Raw genomic sequence first — 16,224 nt, forward strand, 5'->3', positions numbered from 1 at the left:
ATATTTCACATGATCGAGAAAGCCCCGATCCAACTCTCTGTTTTTAGTATTGCTCTGCTGGGCAGTACTCTCCCTTTAGCCCTTCCCCTAACAGATACGGCACTTTTGGCACAAAATGCTCGACCTCCAGTTCCAGCAACCAGACCCCCTGCAGATTCGGTTGCGGCTGTGGTGGAACGGGCAAATGCTCGTAGGGAGCAAAACAGGCTGACAGAGGCTGCCAGACTGTATCGACAAGCGATCGCCATTGATGCCAACTTCGTCCCTGCCCACTACGGTCTAGGCGTAACGCTACGGCAACAGGGAGATCTAGATGGCGCGATCGCTGCCCATCGTCGGGCGCTGCAAATCGATCGCTCGTACACGCCTGCCTATTACGGTCTGGGTATTGCCCTATATAAAAAAGGCAATATGAGCGCTGCCGCCGACGCTTACAAAAAAGCGATCGAGTTGAGTAAGGAAGAGTCTAGCCTGGCACCGACTTATTACAATCTGGGTTTGGCTGAGGAGGGACGAGGCGATCTCAAGGCAGCGGTGGCGGCTTTTCAAAAAGCGGTCGCACTCGATCGTAGCTATGCCACTGCCTATAGCGGACTGGGTTCAGCATTGCGCCGTCAAGGCGATACCAAGGGTGCGGTAGAAGCGTTTCGCGAAGCAGTCAAGCTAGCACCAAAAAACGTTGTGGCTCAGTATTCCCTGGGCGTAGCTTTGTACGAGCAAAAGGACTATGCGGGTTCGATCGCCGCTTACAAACGAGCGATCGAGCTAGACGAGAAATTCCCCAACCTCCTCTACAACTTAGGGATTGCTTTGGTAGCTGATGGCAAGATTGCGGAAGCGATCGAGGCTTATCGCAAGGCTACGGAATTAGACCGACAAAACGATAACGCCTTTGCCGCCCTTGGTAATGCTCTGCTCCAGGATGGAAAAACCGCCGAGGCAATTACAGCTTTCCGTCGCAGCGTTGTTATCAACCCTAAGTCCGCTACTGCTTACAACGGTTTGGGGTTGGCTCTCCGCCGCGAAGGCAGGCTAGAGGACGCGATCGCCGCCTATCGGCAGGCGATTCAACTCACCCCTAACTATGCCGCTGCCTATAATAACTTAGGCCGCGCCTTGTCCGATCTCGATAAACCGACCGAGGCGATCGCCGCCTTCCGCAAAGCCATAGAATTCGATCCCAAAAATGGAGTTGCCTATAGTAATTTGGGCAATCTCCTGCGGGCGCAGGGTAACCCAATTGGTGCAATTGAGGCTTTGAACCGAGCGATCGCGCTGGGCAAAGAGGAGCTATGGGTGGATTACACGATCTTAGGTTTAGCCTATGCCGAACAAGGAAATATGAAGGAGGCACAGGCTTCCTATAGCAAAGCGATCGAACTCAAACCAGATTTTGCCAATGCCCATTTTGGCTTAGGTGCTCTTTATGCAGCACAAGGAGAGGTTAAGCTGGCGATCGGCTCTTACAAAGAAGCTTTGAGGCTATATCAGGCTGCCAACAGTACCGAGTGGGTTAATCGCACTCAGCAAGCTTTGCAGGCTTTACAAGGCACGCCCCAGTCACAACAACAGTAAATTTGCGATCTTGAGTTGACAAACCGCAGCCAATCTTTGATATATTTGTAAAGCTTGTCAAGCGTAAAGCTAAAGCATTGGGGTGTCGCCAAGCGGTAAGGCAGCGGGTTTTGGTCCCGCCATTCCGAGGTTCGAATCCTTGCACCCCAGTTTAACTTCTATTTTCCAGGTTTGTTACGGATAATTAATAACCGTTAAGCATTTACTACACATTTTGGGCAATTAGGGCAAATTAGGGTAAGTTAGACACAAGTTATGCACTTGGCGTAGTTGTCCGGTCGCCTCGTCGAAATCACCTCAGATAGCTGAGGATAAAGATCATGGCAATTGCAATCAGTGAGGAATTATTTAAGCAGATCCAGATTTACCTGCTTACCCTTAGCGAGCAGGGCGATCCCCATGCCCAGGAATTGCTAACCGAAATGCAGCACCAGGAACATGCTAGAGCTGATATATCCGCGCGCGCTCCTGTCCCTCAAACCATATCGCCCAAGCTGAGCCAAGCTGAATTTGCCCAAAAGCTTTTCAATACCTGGCAGGATCTGGCTAAAGATGAGATTGGTGAAAATTTCTGGAGCTATCCTATACCGATCGGCGATATTGCCGATGCAATGGAAATGGAGGCAGAGGCGCTAGTTCATTATCTAACTAATTTTGAGGTAGATCGCATCCAACTAATTCAAGCGCGGGGGCACAACTATCAAATTGGCGAGCAGAAAGCGGCATCGCTCACATTTCATCCGATCGCGCATCCCCATACACGCGAATCCAAGCCATCAAGAGTGCCACCCAAGAGTGAGAACGGCATTTTGATTGAAGATGAGACAGCCTTTAAAGTTGGAGATCGCGTCCGCGTTAACAACCTCCGACCGCAATATGCCAACCTTAGCGGTACTGTTTCTCAAGTAATTAGTGTAAGTTGTCGCGTTCAGCTTGATAATGGCTGGTCGGCATTTCTGCCCAATCACTGCCTAGATCGAATTTAATACAGGCAGTTAGTTAATTGCCAGTCTTCCAAACTGCTTTATGCAACTTAGTGTCCAGCATAATTGCACCTTCTAGTTCTGCACCTTGCAGGTATGCCCAACTCAGGTCAGCGCCTCTGAGATCGCTGTCGCGCAGATCTGCCCTGCGCAGATCTGCTCCCTTTAAGTTAGCTTTACGCAAATTCGCCCTATGCAAATCCGCTCCCTTTAAATCCGCACCACTGAGATCTGCCCCCACGAGATTAGCTCTGGTGAGCTTAGCATCAGCTAAGTTAGCTTTATACAACCTTGCCCAACTCAAGTTAACTTTGTGCAAGTCCACATTGCACAAATTGGCTCCACTCAGATCGATAGAAGGAAATTCCTTGCGCCCAGATCTATACAAACTCAAGAAATCACTGGTTTCCATGTTTTTGTTATCTAGGTGGCGATCGCCCTACGAGTAATGTGTGATGTTAAATGCGATCCAGATAGCAATGCGAGATACTATTTTCTCTTCTCTTTGTAATTCTCAATTTCCTCATAGATATCCAGATCCATAGCTGCCGATCCGCCGCGCTCTAGTTCTACCAGGAGCTTGCCTAACTGTCGCCATACAAAAGAAGCGCTGCCAATAGTTAGCGGTACTGCAACTTTGTAGGCAAAGTCAGGTGGAAATCCAAAAATCTCTAAACCAGAACTGAGAAATACCCCAACACATATAGTAATACCAATGTAGGGTAGCTTGACAGGCATCCCCTTGAGATTGAGTAGATTGCGGGAAGAACGGTTTTGCGTCCATGCTTGTACTAACTGACGCAAAGTCGATTCAAATGCTTTGCCACAGGCTAAACCAGCTAGCAGAGAAGCTCCAAATAAAAAGTAGGGAGGATTAAGTGGAAAGTAATAACTGATAGCGGGTTCCATGGTTTTATCGGGTAATAGTAGTTAGGTTACGAGGGTTGGGTTACAACAGCCAGAACATCAGACCAACACCTAAGATCGCTCCGACCAGGACCTGGATGGGCGTGTGACCGAGCAATTCTTTCAGCGGATCGATTTCGCGATCTTCTTCAAATACTTCCACGACAATTTGATTGATCACTTTGGCTTGCTTACCTGCGGCTAGTCTAATGCCAGCCGCATCGTACATGACAATAAAGGCAAATACCGAAGCGATCGCAAATTGCGGGCTGTCCCAACCTTGGGTTCTGGCAATACCTACTGCTAAAGCAGCAACCAAAGCTGAGTGAGAGCTAGGCATACCCCCAGTCTCCACGAGAACGTGGAGCTTGATTTGCCCAGACTGCACGAACAAAATCAACAGCTTCAATAGTTGGGCTGTGAGACTGGCAGCAAGGGCAATCAATAGTACTCTATTATCAACGATTTCCTTGAAGGAGTGCATAGTTTTTGTTTAGCGATCGCGTGCTGTTATATAGTCTGCCAGCGCCATTAACGGGATAGCAGCACTACCAAAGCTTTGCAATTCGGCTTTGGCAGTATTTACGAGTTCCTCAGCTTTTTGTTGTGATGTTGGTATACCCCACAAACTAGGATAAGTCACTTTTTGGGCAGCAACATCTTTCCCTGCGGTTTTACCAAGTTGCTCGGTAGTGGCAGTCATATCAAGGATATCGTCAATAATCTGGAATGCCAGACCGATATTCTGAGCGTAGGTGGATAGCTTGGCTAGATCGGCCCCAGATGCACCCGCCAGGACTGCACCACAAGTAACGCATGCTTCCAGCAGTGCTGCCGTCTTGTGCATGTGAATAAAGGTAAGAGTTTCTGCCGTAGTATCCGTCTTTCCCTCGCATTCGAGATCGACCACTTGACCGCCAACCAGACCCGTAGCAGCAATGGCATGCCCCAACCGCTTCACAACATTAATCACGCGCTCGGCTGGTACTCCAGCAGTGCGATCGGCAATAAACTCAAAGGCATAGGCAAGAAGAGCATCACCCGCCAGAATTGCAATGTCTTCTCCATATACCTTATGGTTGGTAAGCTTACCGCGACGATAATCGTCGTTGTCCATCGCAGGCAGGTCATCATGGATCAATGACATGGTATGTACCATTTCCATGGCGCAGGCGGTGGGCATGGCAACCCGAAGCGCTTCATCGCGGCGGGACGCATCCCCCTGGGAATCGCCGCCAATTGCCTCATAGGCAGCCAGGCACAAGATGGGGCGCAGTCGTTTCCCCCCCGCCATCAGCGAGTACCGCATTGCTTCGTACACTTTTTCGGGATAGACAACTTGAATCGAAGCATCCAGAGCCGCTTCTACATCGACCTTAGCGGCTTTGAGGTAGTTTTCTAGATTGAATGTATTTGTTGACATGTCAATTGTATGCTGTGCCATATCGCCGACAATAACTCCAAATAGTATTGTGCATCAACATGGTCACAGTCATCGGCCCAACTCCTCCCGGAACGGGTGTAATGTGCGACGCAACCTGGCTTGCGCCCTCAAAGTCAACATCGCCAACCAGGCGCGAATTACCCTCGTAGTCAGTAATGCGATTGATCCCCACGTCAATTACTACTGCCCCCGGCTTGACCATATCGCGCGTGACTAACTCGGGTTTGCCCACTGCGGCAATCAGGATATCGGCACTCCTGGTCGTGGCTTTGAGATCCTCGGTGCGAGAGTGCGCCATAATCACCGTGGCATTAGCTTGCAAAAGCAACATGGCAACGGGTTTGCCCACTAAAATACTGCGTCCAATTACCACGGCTGTCTTGCCTGCCACTTCAATATTGGCAGTTTGCAGCAATTGCATTACACCCGCAGGCGTGCAGCTTTGCAAACCCACTTCGCCGCGCATGAGCTTGCCCATATTGTAGGGGTGCAATCCATCCGCATCTTTATCGGGGTGAATTGTATTGAGCAGCGCGATCGCGTCGAGATGTTCCGGCAAGGGCAACTGCACCAGAATGCCATCAACGCGATCGTCCTGGTTGAGCTGAGCGATCGCCTGTTCCAGTTCGGCTTGCGTGACGCTGGTGGGGAAGTGCTGCCCGAACGACTGCATCCCTATACGCTGGCAGGCTAGCTCCTTATTCTTGACATAGGCGGCGCTGGCGGGATTATCGCCTACCATCAGAACGGCTAACCCTGGGGCGCGTCCGAATTGCGATCGCCATTGGGCGATGCGATCGCCCATTTCTGCCTGCATGCGCTTTGCTAGTGCCTTGCCATCAATTATTTGTGCAGATGTCATGTTTTGAGTGGTTTCGAGCGGTAAATTAAGCTGTTATCTGGAATCAAAATGCTTATATATTTTAAGGGTTTACAGCCAGCGCTTGAATTTAAGCTATAACAATCGCTACATGTTGCTTCTGCCTCCTAAATCATATCGGTAGGCGGAAGCTAAAATCATAGCTAGTGCCATGTAACTAGTAGCAGTAGGCAATATCTAAGCTCTTGCCAAATAAAGGAAGTATTACGCCAGTTTGAAATGGGAAAGAAAAATCATGAAAAAGCTATCAGATCTTTAAACAAGCGCATAGCTGAGCATGAAGATAAAATTAAAAGAGAGCTAGAAAAAGACGTTCCGGATCTAGGGCTGATTCGGCATTGGCAAGTCGAGATTCGTGCCTTTGAAAAGGGTATTCAACAAGCACAAAAAAGACTAGGGAAATAACTATGCAAGCGACTGAGCTACCTATAGATCTAATACTTCAAGCGTATCGTCCAACGGCAATCAAAAATACGACCCTGAGTACGCTTGTAGCAGAGCTAGGTGTGGAATGTCAAAATATTCTTGCGCTAATTCATCAACTTCAGCTATCAAGCCTGAGTCGCGACCAGACAACGGATGTTTTAGCTGAGCTAACAGCATCGGTGATCCACTTGCAAGCCCATTGTGGCGACGACTTGCAAGATCTAATTGCAAATGAGTTAGAGAGCTTGCCTGATGAGCTAGAAACCTAAAAGAGTCAGGTAAAGAGGATAAAAGCTATGACGGAAATAGTAAAAGCGCGATCGCTTTACGAGCAAGACATCCTGCTCTGGGTAGAAGATACGGTTGCCAAGCTGAAATCGCGAGATTTTCAGAATCTGGATATCGAGAATTTAATTGAAGAGGTGGAGTCGTTGGGGAGAGAGTTAAATTACCTGAGTGGGTTCTAGCAATGTTGGCAATAAACCCAGCCAGAACGATCGCTCCTGCCATTTGTCTGGAGTTGTCTCGGTCAAACTAGTGACAACGGTATTAAGATGTCGCGCTAACTCTGCTTCGCCATTGCCTTGGGTGAATTTTACTTGCTGGCGCAACATTTCAACCAGGGTGAGCAACATGGCTAAACCATCGGCGATCGCATCCCTAGTGGTGGGAATATCCAGACTCAGATGCGGCGACGAGCCGCCAACCCACAGGAACCCCCAGGCGCATGGTTCGCCCGATGCCAGCAATGCCATGATCTTTCTGGTTTCCGCTCCCGAGGGAGTTTTACCGTGGAATAAATGCTGGATCTCGGTGACGGCGATCGCCAGCGTACCGAGTATGTAGGGGCTGGACTGCGGCTTTAGTGCCTGCTCTGCCAGCTTCACCATTGCCTTAGCAATAATATCGAGGATCGCGGTTCTGGTTTCGCTAAAGGCACGGGCATTGACGATATCTTGCCATCTTTGCTGCAGGAGGCTCTCTATATCCGCCCTCAGAACATCAACGCCACGAATGTCTAACTGCATGGCATAGTTAACTTCAGGATCGTAACCAAAAGCACAAGTAGGGTAGATGGTCTCAACGCCCAAATCCTGTTTCCATTGTGCAATAACACGTTCTAAGACAATAGGCTGCCACTTGTCATACTCATCAATTTTGTTGAATACCACAAATACGTGGGCGCATTGCCGCCGCAGATCGTCTAAATGTTGCTTTTGTCTGGCATCAGAGGAACCATCCACAACCAGGATGCCTACGTCAACCCGTTCGAGGAACTTGCGCGTAATACTGCTATGGTCGGCGCGCACGTCATCCAGGCCAGGTGAGTCGATTAACCGGACGCGATCGTTGAGGCGGAGACACTGTACTTTTTGCGTTACGCCAGATTCTGCTCTGACTTTAAATAAGGAATTCTTACGAACCTTGCCCAGTAAAGCATTAATGAGGGAGCTTTTACCGGAGCTAACTCTACCAATCACGATTATATTTAACGTATCTAGACCATCTTGCATCTCTTCTTCAAATCGGGCATGGCTGCTTTCAAAGAAAGAGCTAGCAACCTCACGGTTAACGCGGTCTGATTGTTGCGACATAGAACTAAGTACAATATGGGGATTGGCAAATCAGACTATATATTTTAGGCTGATTTAGTCCTGAGCAAATAATTTGAGCCGTTAGCGAATTAATATGCGCTCGACAAACTTGGCTAAAAGGCGGTGGGATTCTGGTGTTTCAGCCGCGCTATCCAACACTGATTGGAGTTGATCGTCGCTCTCAGTGTACTTGTGTTTGTAAATAGTCAGGCGTTCTACCAACGTGGCGCGATCTACTTCAGGGTGAAATTGGAATGCCCAAAATGGCTTATCCGTAACGCGAAAAGCATGGCAACAAGCAGATGTATAAGCTAGAGGCTGACAGCCTGCTGGTGCTCGTACGGCGCGCTCGCGGTGTACGGAAACAGCAAGGAAGGGATCGGGAGTATCGCACAAAAGGGGATCGCTGGTGGCCGATCCAGTGAGCTGGATGGGAATCGTTCCCATTTCAAAATCTCGCTCGTCGCGCAGGATCTTGCCGCCCAAAGCTACTGTTGCCAGTTGAAACCCAAAGCAGGAAGCAAAAACGGGAATATCCGACTCAACGCAATGGCGCAGAAGATTCTGGCTGGGGGTAAGAAAGCTATAGTTTTCGGGTTCTAGAACGCTAGCTTCGCTAGCACCACCGACAAAGAGAGCATCGTAGGTTTCAGCGCTGTGGATGGGAAAGTCTGGCGTATCGAAGACGTTCAATACATCAATTTGCGACACATGTAGACCAGTGTGGCGGGCAAAGCTGGCAAGTTCCTCGCAGCGTACTTTTTGTTCGTTGCGAATTTGCAGGAGTAAGACACGGAGCTTATGTTTTTTATCGAGCATATCATTCAGAACAACTAACCAGCTTGGGAGGGACAGAATCCCCTTTAAGTCAGCACGCACTCGCCCATGTTATACCAATTTTCTACAGATTGCGGTAAGGGCGAACGATCGCAGGCCACTATATATAGCTGCATTCAACAGGCTCAGGACGGTGCGTGGGCGCTGTGCCCCACACCCCCTGTCCTAACAGATCTGCATACGGCTATAAATTAACGCATAGTTCTATTTTGAATAATGGGTATAAATCCGCATGTTGCGAAAGCTACCATTCCACCATTGTCGAAATCGCTACCGATCGCTTTTTAACAATTCCAGCGGTAAAGTCTGCATAAGCCGCAGAAAAGGCTCGGTGCGATCGAGTCCTCGTACCAATACTAAAGCCCCCTGAATTCGTAAAACTGCATCTTCAGCACGATATTTTGCTAACCGATTTTCTAGCCCGGCCTCTTCTAATACGGATGCGATCGCTTCGATCCATTGGCAGAGCGATCGCCCGATCTGCTGGTGAAACAAATCGTTGCTAGATCTACCCAATGCCAAAACTGCCCATAGACAGGAGTTATGCCCTTCGTTAAAAAATTGCTTCACTTGCTCGCACATGGTCTGTAGTTTGTCGATCGGCTTTGCCTTGCTATTCAAATTAGCCAAAATACTTGTCTCCAGCCACAGGTCGACTCGTTCGAGCGCAGCTTCTGCCATCTCCTGCTTGCCGCCTGGGAAATAGTGATAAAGATTGGTTTTACCCACGCCCGTCGCTTTAGCAATGTTGGTTAGACTAGCTCCGTCATATCCATACACGCGAAATACATCCACTAGTTGACCGACAAGTTTCTCTCTAGACATTGGGGGAATCAGGTGAATTGCAGGCTTGACATTTTAACGAACGTTCAGTAAGTTAATTGTAACAAAGCTTCGGTAAATTATTCAACACCAGGAAAAATTCATGTCTCACAAGATTGCTGGCTTTCGTTTGGGGATTTATGTTTTTAAAGATGCCGAAATCGTTGACTATGCTGCACCCTATGGCGTGTTTTCGGTAGCGCGGCGGTTCGATCCAGAGCTAGATGCTTTCCTAATCGCAGAGAATCTACGCCCAGTTCAAACCCAGGCAGGGTTTACCGTAATGCCCAATTACGGCTTTAGCGATCGCCCGGACATGGATGCATTTTTGATTCCAGGTGGATTTGGCACGCGCCAGGAGCTGCACAATAAAAATTTGCATAATTTTATTCGCCAGTTACCGGAATCGTGCTTGCTGACAAGCGTTTGCACTGGATCTTGGATTTACGGCAAAATGGGATTGTTAGATGGGCTGCCAGCCACCAATCGCAAGGAACCGGATCGCTTAGAAGCCTCAGCAATGGGAAAAGTGCCATTGGATAGACTCGCGGCGATCGCACCTGCTTGTCGCATTAGCCGTGCCAGAGTTGTAGATGCAGGGCGCATCATTACGGCGGGAGGGATTTCTTCAGGAATGGAAATGGGATTCTATCTGCTCAAGCGCGCCGGGTATGACGATGCCTTCATCCAGGATGTCGCTCGCACCATGGAATATCAACAAGCCTACGAGTTATATCGTCACGACATCGAGATCGCCAATTAATACCAAATTCTGGCTTGTTAGCCCCTTTTCTCAGAGTCTGCGAAGGCAGACTTTGCTCGTGTAGCCGCGACTTCTAGTCGCCAGGCAATACAGAGATATAGCGGTTTTCAGATGAAAACGAGAAGGGGGTTTGGGGGCGTTGCCCCCAAGAAGGGGTTCTACCCCTTCACCCCATCAATAAAACCCGTTCTCAATTGCAAAGCGCTATAATGGGTGCAGATTTGGGATAATTCAGTTTCTGGGCAGTATGATGATTGGCAACCTAAATCGCACAACTCTGATCGGTTGACTTCCGCGTGAATAATAGATTCTCGCGATAGTCCACCGGACAGTCAATAATGGTCGGAACTGACTGCTCTAATGCCTCTTTGAGCGTCGGCACCAGATCGATTGTAGATTCAATGCGATAACCTTTGAGTCCCATGCTGTCCGCTAGCTTAACGAAATCGGGATTGCCAAATTGGATGAATGCCGACTCGCCATAGTGAACTTGTTGTTTCCATTCAATCAAGCCATAACCACCATCGTTAAAGATCAGCGTTACGAATGGCGTACCGATGCGAACGGCGGTTTCCAGTTCCTGCATGTTCATCATGAATCCACCATCACCCGTTACCGCAATCACCTTGCGATTTGGATAAACTAGTTTGGCCGCGATCGCACCCGGAATTGCAATGCCCATGGCCGCAAATCCGTTAGAGATAATGCAGGTGTTGGGGCGATCGCAGTGGTAGTGTCGTGCCATCCACATCTTGTGGGCACCCACATCGCAAATCACGATATCGTCTGGACCCATCACCTGCCGCACGTCATAGACGATTTTTTGGGGTTTGACGGGAAATCCCTCATCACGGGCGTATTGCTCGTAGTCGGCGCGAATACTGGTGCGCAAATGCACCGCATGGGGTTCCGGCTTGCCAGAGCGATCGGCACGATGCAAGATTTCAATCAGCGCATCTGAGATATCGCCTACTACTTCCACGGTGGGGACGTAACTGCTATCTACTTCTGCGGGCGTCTCACCAATGTGGATAATTGGCACCTTGCCAGTGAAATTCCATTTCTTGGGTGAAAACTCAATCAGATCGTAGCCGATCGCGATCACTAGGTCGGTTTCCTCAAACGCACAGGTAATGAAATCGCGTTGCTGCAATCCCATCGTCCATAGTGCCAGGGGATGGGTGTAGGGAATCACTCCTTTACCCATAAACGTATTCACCACCGGAATATTAAGCCGCGTGGCAAATTCCGTCAGTACTTCGCTCGCTTGGGAGCGAATTGTCCCATTACCAGCCAGGATTAAGGGATTTTTGGCTTTAGAGACTAATACTGCCGCTTCGCCCAGACTGCGGTAGGAAGCATAGATTTTACCCGTATCCGTCGTGCAAAGTGGAGCGCCTTCAACTTCCATCGCTGCGATGTTTTCAGGCAGGTCAATGTGAACGGCACCGGGTTTTTCAGATTGCGATACTTTAAATGCTTTGCGCACGATTTCCGGCGTAATGCTGGGGCGCACAATTTGGGCGTTCCATTTCGTGATCGGTTCAAACAACGCCACTAGATCGAGGTACTGATGCGATTCAATATGCATTCTATCCGTGCCCACCTGACCCGTAATTGCCACCAACGGCGCGCAATCGAGATCCGCGTCGGCAACGCCAGTCATTAAGTTAGTAGCGCCAGGTCCCAGAGTAGATAGACACACGCCAGGCTTGCTCGTCAGCCTGCCATAGACATCTGCCATAAATGCCGCACCCTGCTCGTGACGGGTGGTGATAAATCGAATCGAGGATTTAGAGAGTGCCTTCAGCACCTCCATATTCTCCTCGCCAGGCAGGCCGAAAATATACTCTACGCCTTCATTTTCCAAACAACGTACCAATAGCTCTGCTGTGTTCATTTAACCCACACCGTTTTAATATTGACGAATTCTTGAATACCATGAAGCCCTAACTCGCGCCCGTAACCCGATCGCTTCACGCCACCAAACGGCATCCTGGGATCGGACTTGACCATGCCATTAACGAACACGGCACCTGCTTCTATCTCCGCGATCGCGCGTTCCTGTTCCTGTAGGTCATTTGTCCAGACGCTAGCGCCCAAACCAAAGGAAGTATCGTTGGCAATTTTAATTGCCATATCTAAATTCGGTACCCGAAATAGAGCCGCGACTGGACCAAACAATTCCTCGTCATAGGCAACACTAGTGGGAGGGATATTCGTCAGGATCGTAGGAGGATAAAAATTTCCAGCGCGATCGCTCAGTGGCTCGCCACCCAATAGAACCTTACATCCTTGCTGAATGGATAACTGTACCTGTTTATGCAGATCTGTCAACATTTGTGGTGTTGCCAGTGGCCCGATATTAGTTTCCGGTAGAAGCGGATCGCCCACTTTCAGGGCTTGAAACTTCTGTACTAACAGTTCCGTAAAGGCATCAGCGATCGCCTCTTCAACAATAAAGCGCTTCGCCGCAATGCAAGACTGTCCGTTATTCAGCATTCTTGCCGTGACAGCAGTACTCGCGGCCAATTCCAGATCGGCGCTTTTGAGTACGATGAATGGATCGCTGCCACCTAGTTCCAAAACCGTCTTTTTCAACTCGTGGCTGGCAATGGAAGCCAGACTTTGCCCTGCTGCCTCGCTACCCGTCAGTGTCGCTGCCTTTACGCGCGGATCTTTGAGCAAATTGGCAACGCGATCGGCTCCAACTAGCAAGGTTTGGAATACGCCGGGCGGAAATCCTGCCTCTAGCAAAACCGCTTCAATTGCTAAGGCGGACTGCGGTACGTTAGAAGCGTGTTTGAGCAAACCCACATTACCCGCCATTAGTGCTGGCGCGGCAAATCGAAATACCTGCCAAAGTGGGAAGTTCCAAGGCATCACTGCCAGAATAATTCCCAGTGGTTGATAGCGCACGTAGCTATGACTGGCATCCGTGGCAATGGCAACATCTGCTAGAAATTGGGCAGCATGTTCGGCATAGTAACGACACACAAGCGCGCATTTTTCGACTTCAGCGATCGCAGAATTAATTGGTTTGCCCATTTCCAGGGTCATTATTTCTGCGTACTGCTGCTTATTTGTCTCCAAAATCTTGGCAGCGTTGTTGAGCCATTCACCTCTTTGGGCAAAGTTTGTCTGTCTGTAGGTGGAAAAAGCCCGCTCGGCATTGTCTAACTTGGCGGCAATTTCTGCATCAGTCAATGGCGTAAAAGTCTTTAGCGTTTCTCCTGTGGTCGGGTTGATGGAAGCAATAGCCATACCCTCATCCTCATAAACCCTGTCTTTCTCTATTCCACTCCTTTTAATCAGATTGGGAACGGAATAGTTACAAAACTTAATGCTTGCGGCGAACATTTTAGAGGTAGGAGGCAACGCAGTTAGCCTTCCTTAAGTCCGAGCGATCGCCCCCCTGCAAATACTAGAAAAATTGTTGACGATCGCCTCTAATCTTCGGGGAGGCGATCCGGATCGAATCCTTGCGATCGCAAAAATGCCTCTAATTGTTCGCGTCGTCGTCGCTCGGCTTCGGCGCGTTGTCGCTCCGTATCTGCGCGTTGTCGTTCGTCTGCGGCTCGCTCTTCTGCAGTGAGGTAGCGATCGCCCTTGACATCAAACCAGGCTAACTGCTCTTGCAACTCGCGATCGAACATCACCTGACTTCGGCCAATGCCTAATCCCACCTCTGGCATCCAGTACGGCTCCCCCTTCTGTAGCTGATATTTGCCCCCTGTCAGCTTGTAAACTTCAAACGGCTGATGCTGGCTCTGTTGCCAATACTCTGGGTTATACACCACATAGTACAGCACCCCTAGCTTGGCATAGATGTTCATCTTTGTGCCGTACTCCCCTCTAGGGGTTTGCGACACCATTTCCAATACCATAATCGGGACAACCTCAGCTTCTTCCCACACGGCATAGCTTTTGCGGGATTTGCCTCCTTTTTTACGCTCCACGCCAATGCTCAAAAAGGCATCGGGAACCACAGGAATGCGGGGATTGTTTCCTGTGGTGTGATAAACTGCCATATCTACGCCAAAGTACCAATCCATCCGCTGTGCCCAGATCGCTTTGAGCAGAAATAACAAGATATTAGGTAGTAGATTCTGGTCTTCGTTATCCACAGGTGTATCGTCAGAATCTGGGAGTTCATCCGTGGTGGGCAGGTTTTTCAGGTCTATCTGAAGCATGAGCAAACCTCAATCGTCCTGGATATACTAAATTATAGGCGATCGCCACCAAGCCCCAATCGGTGCCAGGATCGTTGTGCTAGCCCAAAAACAGCTTATAGGCGGGGTTCTGGCTTTCATCCCAATAACGATAGCCGAGGGTATCGAGAAATGCCTGCCACTCCGCCATCTCAGCCGGAGGTACCTGCATCCCTACAACAATGCGTCCGTAATCGGCACCGTTGTTGCGATAGTGGAACATGCTGATATTCCAGTTGGGACTCATGGAGTTGACGAACTTCATGAGCGCGCCCGGTCGTTCGGGGAACTCAAACCGATAGAGGAGTTCGTCGTGTGCCAAGGAGGAATGGCCGCCCACCATGTGGCGGAGATGCAATTTGGTTAGTTCGTCATCCGTGAGGTCGATGGTTTTGAAGCCGCGCGACTCGAATGTTTTCACCATCGCGATCGCATCGGCACGGTTCTGAATTTGCAACCCCACAAAAATATGCGCTTCTTCTTTATCGGCAATGCGATAACTGAATTCAGTCAAGTTACGCTTGCCCAGGCATTCACAAAACCGACGCAGGCTACCCGGCTGCTCGGGAATTTCCACGGCAAAGATAGCCTCGCGGCGTTCGCCAAACTCAGCGCGTTCAGCCACAAAGCGCAGGCGATCGAAATTCATATTGGCACCGCAGGCCACAGCCACTAAGGTTTTATCCTGGATTTGTTCGCGCTCTACATAGGCTTTGGCTCCAGCGATCGCTAAAGCCCCGGCTGGCTCTAAAATCGAGCGCGTATCTTCAAATACATCTTTAATTGCGGCACAGGTATCGTCAGTATCGACCAGAATAATCTCATCGACGTACTCTTGGCAGAGGCGAAAGGTTTCTTCTCCCACCTGGCGGACTGCCACGCCATCCGCGAATAAGCCCACATTAGCCAGACGCACTCGATGACCCGCCTGAAGGGATTGGTGCATGGCATCGGCATCGACTGGCTCCACGCCAATAATTTTAATTTCAGGATGCAAGCGTTTGACGTAGGCGGCAATTCCTGAGATTAGACCGCCTCCGCCGATCGCGACAAAAATAGCATGGATAGGTTGCTGGCACTGCCGCAGAATCTCCATCCCGATCGTGCCCTGCCCCGCAATTACATCTGGATCGTCAAAAGGATGAATGAAAGTCAAGCCCTTTTCTTCTTCCAATAGTCGGGCATGGGCATAGGCATCGTCGTAGGTATCGCCATGCAAAACCACCTCTGCCCCGAGCGCTTTCACCGCGTCCACTTTCACCTGCGGTGTAGTTATGGGCATCACAATAATTGCCCTTGTCCCCAGTCGAGATGCCCCTAAAGCCACGCCCTGAGCGTGATTTCCTGCCGAGGCAGCAATAACACCCTGTTTGAGCAAATCCGGCGGTAGGTTTGCCATTTTGTTGTAAGCGCCGCGCAACTTAAATGAAAAAACCGACTGCATGTCCTCGCGCTTGAGCAGGAGTTTGTTATGCAGTCGTTTAGAGAGGTTAGGAGCGCATTCAAGCGGTGACTCTTGCGCCACATCATAGACGCGGGCAGTCAGGATCTGTACCAGGTAGTCGCAAAACATGGAGTCAAAAAGCGAGCAAATGCCGTATGAGAGACAATTTTACTCTATAGCGGTTAATCGCCACAATGAATCAAAACGTCACCATCAGCCCAATTCAACCAACGCCGATCGCTCTTAATTTTACCAACTCACCCTCAAGCAGAAGTTTTGAAACCATCATCCCTATACCCTTTTCCTACAAAAGAGGGGAACAGCACCAAGTACCAAAG

Annotated in this window: 17 protein-coding genes, 1 tRNA gene and 1 pseudogene; 7 read left to right on the top strand and 12 right to left on the bottom strand. The window is 49.6% G+C overall.

Annotated elements, in window-relative coordinates; translation table 11 throughout:
- The first annotated feature begins 9 nt into the window (after window positions 1-9).
- The 3 genes from PSE6802_RS0112700 (at window position 10) to PSE6802_RS0112710 (ending at window position 2,561) form a co-directional block, all read left to right on the top strand.
- The gene (locus PSE6802_RS0112700) at window positions 10-1,575 is read left to right on the top strand and encodes a tetratricopeptide repeat protein (protein ID WP_019500439.1); all 1,566 of its coding nucleotides are present in this window, start codon (window positions 10-12) and stop codon (window positions 1,573-1,575) included.
- 78 nt (window positions 1,576-1,653) lie between these two features.
- Window positions 1,654-1,725 (top strand) — tRNA-Gln (locus tag PSE6802_RS0112705).
- Window positions 1,726-1,895: 170 nt separating this feature from the next.
- Window positions 1,896-2,561, top strand: coding sequence for a hypothetical protein (locus PSE6802_RS0112710; RefSeq protein WP_019500440.1), 666 nt, complete (start codon window positions 1,896-1,898; stop codon window positions 2,559-2,561).
- A 13-nt stretch (window positions 2,562-2,574) separates the two neighbouring features.
- Here the strand turns inward: PSE6802_RS0112710 and PSE6802_RS0112715 are convergent, their stop codons facing one another.
- The 5 genes from PSE6802_RS0112715 to folD form a co-directional block, all read right to left on the bottom strand.
- Window positions 2,575-2,970, bottom strand: coding sequence for a pentapeptide repeat-containing protein (locus tag PSE6802_RS0112715; RefSeq protein WP_019500441.1), 396 nt, complete (start codon window positions 2,968-2,970; stop codon window positions 2,575-2,577).
- A gap of 77 nt (window positions 2,971-3,047) precedes the next feature.
- Complete coding sequence (locus PSE6802_RS0112720) at window positions 3,048-3,467, bottom strand: hypothetical protein (RefSeq protein ID WP_019500442.1); 420 nt, start codon at window positions 3,465-3,467, stop codon at window positions 3,048-3,050.
- 40 nt (window positions 3,468-3,507) lie between these two features.
- Entirely contained in the window at window positions 3,508-3,948 is a 441-nt protein-coding gene (locus tag PSE6802_RS0112725) for a divergent PAP2 family protein (RefSeq protein ID WP_019500443.1), read from the bottom strand.
- Between the two features lie 9 nt (window positions 3,949-3,957).
- Window positions 3,958-4,908: a geranylgeranyl diphosphate synthase CrtE gene (gene crtE / locus PSE6802_RS0112730; RefSeq protein ID WP_036945635.1), complete on the bottom strand. Its 951-nt coding sequence runs from the start codon at window positions 4,906-4,908 to the stop codon at window positions 3,958-3,960.
- Complete coding sequence (gene folD / locus PSE6802_RS0112735; RefSeq protein ID WP_019500445.1) at window positions 4,889-5,770, bottom strand: bifunctional methylenetetrahydrofolate dehydrogenase/methenyltetrahydrofolate cyclohydrolase FolD; 882 nt, start codon at window positions 5,768-5,770, stop codon at window positions 4,889-4,891. Before folD ends, crtE begins: the two co-directional genes overlap by 20 nt.
- Window positions 5,771-6,007: 237 nt before the next feature.
- Between folD and PSE6802_RS0112740 the strand changes: the two genes are divergently transcribed.
- The 3 genes and pseudogenes from PSE6802_RS0112740 to PSE6802_RS31970 form a co-directional block, all read left to right on the top strand.
- Window positions 6,008-6,193 (top strand): hypothetical protein, encoded by a 186-nt coding sequence (locus PSE6802_RS0112740; protein WP_019500446.1) that lies wholly within the window; start codon window positions 6,008-6,010, stop codon window positions 6,191-6,193.
- A 2-nt stretch (window positions 6,194-6,195) separates the two neighbouring features.
- Complete coding sequence (locus PSE6802_RS0112745; RefSeq protein ID WP_019500447.1) at window positions 6,196-6,483, top strand: hypothetical protein; 288 nt, start codon at window positions 6,196-6,198, stop codon at window positions 6,481-6,483.
- Window positions 6,484-6,510: 27 nt separating this feature from the next.
- Window positions 6,511-6,651, top strand: a pseudogene (locus PSE6802_RS31970) (DUF29 family protein); the annotation flags it as partial.
- Between the two features lie 6 nt (window positions 6,652-6,657).
- Here PSE6802_RS31970 and PSE6802_RS28845 read toward each other — a convergent pair.
- From PSE6802_RS28845 to PSE6802_RS0112765, 3 genes are all read right to left on the bottom strand, one after another.
- On the bottom strand, window positions 6,658-7,809 hold the full coding sequence (locus PSE6802_RS28845; protein ID WP_019500449.1) for a GTPase: 1,152 nt from the start codon (window positions 7,807-7,809) through the stop codon (window positions 6,658-6,660).
- Between the two features lie 81 nt (window positions 7,810-7,890).
- On the bottom strand, window positions 7,891-8,628 hold the full coding sequence (locus tag PSE6802_RS0112760; protein ID WP_019500450.1) for a type 1 glutamine amidotransferase: 738 nt from the start codon (window positions 8,626-8,628) through the stop codon (window positions 7,891-7,893).
- Between the two features lie 288 nt (window positions 8,629-8,916).
- Entirely contained in the window at window positions 8,917-9,471 is a 555-nt protein-coding gene (locus PSE6802_RS0112765; RefSeq protein ID WP_019500451.1) for a TetR/AcrR family transcriptional regulator, read from the bottom strand.
- Window positions 9,472-9,571: 100 nt separating this feature from the next.
- On the opposite strand from PSE6802_RS0112765, the gene PSE6802_RS0112770 reads away from it, so the two are divergent.
- Window positions 9,572-10,231, top strand: coding sequence for a DJ-1/PfpI family protein (locus tag PSE6802_RS0112770; protein ID WP_019500452.1), 660 nt, complete (start codon window positions 9,572-9,574; stop codon window positions 10,229-10,231).
- 262 nt (window positions 10,232-10,493) lie between these two features.
- On the opposite strand, the gene PSE6802_RS0112775 is transcribed toward PSE6802_RS0112770, so the two are convergent.
- The 4 genes from PSE6802_RS0112775 to ilvA all read right to left on the bottom strand — a co-directional run bounded on the left by PSE6802_RS0112775 (window position 10,494) and on the right by ilvA (window position 16,015).
- Window positions 10,494-12,131 carry an acetolactate synthase large subunit gene (locus PSE6802_RS0112775; protein ID WP_019500453.1) on the bottom strand — a complete coding sequence of 546 codons (1,638 nt, stop codon included), beginning with the start codon at window positions 12,129-12,131 and terminating at the stop codon, window positions 10,494-10,496.
- A complete protein-coding gene (locus tag PSE6802_RS0112780; protein WP_026103270.1) occupies window positions 12,128-13,495 on the bottom strand; it encodes an NAD-dependent succinate-semialdehyde dehydrogenase in 1,368 nt (455 codons plus the stop codon). Before PSE6802_RS0112780 ends, PSE6802_RS0112775 begins: the two co-directional genes overlap by 4 nt.
- A 185-nt stretch (window positions 13,496-13,680) precedes the next feature.
- Entirely contained in the window at window positions 13,681-14,424 is a 744-nt protein-coding gene (locus PSE6802_RS0112785) for a Uma2 family endonuclease (protein ID WP_019500455.1), read from the bottom strand.
- A gap of 79 nt (window positions 14,425-14,503) precedes the next feature.
- A complete protein-coding gene (gene ilvA, locus PSE6802_RS0112790; RefSeq protein ID WP_019500456.1) occupies window positions 14,504-16,015 on the bottom strand; it encodes a threonine ammonia-lyase, biosynthetic in 1,512 nt (503 codons plus the stop codon).
- Between the last annotated feature and the right edge of the window lie 209 nt (window positions 16,016-16,224).

This window comes from Pseudanabaena sp. PCC 6802, from assembly GCF_000332175.1.
Lineage (GTDB): Bacteria > Cyanobacteriota > Cyanobacteriia > Pseudanabaenales > Pseudanabaenaceae > PCC-6802.